Below are 928 nucleotides of genomic sequence, written 5' to 3' on the forward strand. Positions count from 1 at the left end.
AGTTGCCTGGCAATGACGCTCTGTAATGTAAAATGTGCTCCCATCAATAATGAGATTGGTCTTAAGATTGGTTTTTCCGTTTTTGACCTCAAGCCAGAAATGTCCTAGAATTTTTCCATCACTTTTTTGGTGAGTTACCAAAACAAATGTAGTTTTGTTTTTTCTTTGCCAATCTTTTAAAAAGGATATGACTAGATTTTTATTTTTTTCATCAAGGGCACTAAAGGGTTCATCAAGGAGTAAAAGGTCGGGTTTTCTGGCAAGGGCCTGAACCAAAGCTGCCCTTTGGCGTTCTCCTCCTGAAACTTCAAAAGGTTTCCGATCTCGCAGAGACCAGAGCCCAAAAATACGTAGAAGTTTTTCCCCTTCTTCTTTTTCTACGGCAGTGAGGGCTATATTTTTCCTCAAAGAAAGATGAGGAAATAAAACTCCTTCTTGAAAAACAAAAGCAAGACTTCTTTTACGTGCAGGAATAAATAAATTTCTATCGGTATCAACCCATAAATTATTTTTAAAAGAAATTTTACCTTTATCAGGGATTTCTAGACCTGCCAAAATGCGCAATAACGTAGTTTTTCCAGAACCTGACGGACCAAATAAGACCAAGGTTTTACCCTCGGGAATAGAAAAACTGGCTTCAATATTAAAGGCAGACAATTTTTTTGAAAATTTTACTTTAAGAGACATGGCTTTTGTCTCCTTTCAAGGCTTATGGCGAGCCACAAGACCACATAGCTTAACACTAGAAGCACAAGAGAAAGATAGGCGGCCTTCTGGTATTCAAGGGCTTCTACGTAAGTATATATGGCAATAGAGGCCACCAGTGTTTTTTCTGGAATGCCTCCGCCAACCATGAGAACTACACCGAATTCTCCCAAAGTGTGGGCAAATGTTATTATGGTAGTATTTCAGTAATTGTGTCCGAAAA

The 928-nt window shown here is 38.5% G+C and carries 2 protein-coding genes; both read right to left on the minus strand.

The annotated features are described in order from the left end of the window. On the minus strand, window positions 1–687 hold a 687-nt coding region (locus TH606_RS10535; RefSeq protein WP_068543821.1), incomplete at its 3' end, for an ATP-binding cassette domain-containing protein. Then, entirely contained in the window at window positions 672–854 is a 183-nt protein-coding gene (locus TH606_RS10540) for a hypothetical protein (RefSeq protein WP_068543825.1), read from the minus strand. The genes TH606_RS10535 and TH606_RS10540, both read right to left, overlap by 16 nt. Window positions 855–928 lie beyond the last annotated feature (74 nt).

Origin of the sequence: Thermodesulfatator autotrophicus, assembly GCF_001642325.1 — a bacterium.
Classification (GTDB): Bacteria; Desulfobacterota; Thermodesulfobacteria; order Thermodesulfobacteriales; family Thermodesulfatatoraceae; genus Thermodesulfatator; species Thermodesulfatator autotrophicus.

Excerpts from the sequence above, each read along its gene's own strand:
- TH606_RS10540 (WP_068543825.1), bottom strand. The coding sequence starts at position 854 with ATGGTTGGCGGAGGCATTCCAGAAAAAACACTGGTGGCCTCTATTGCC.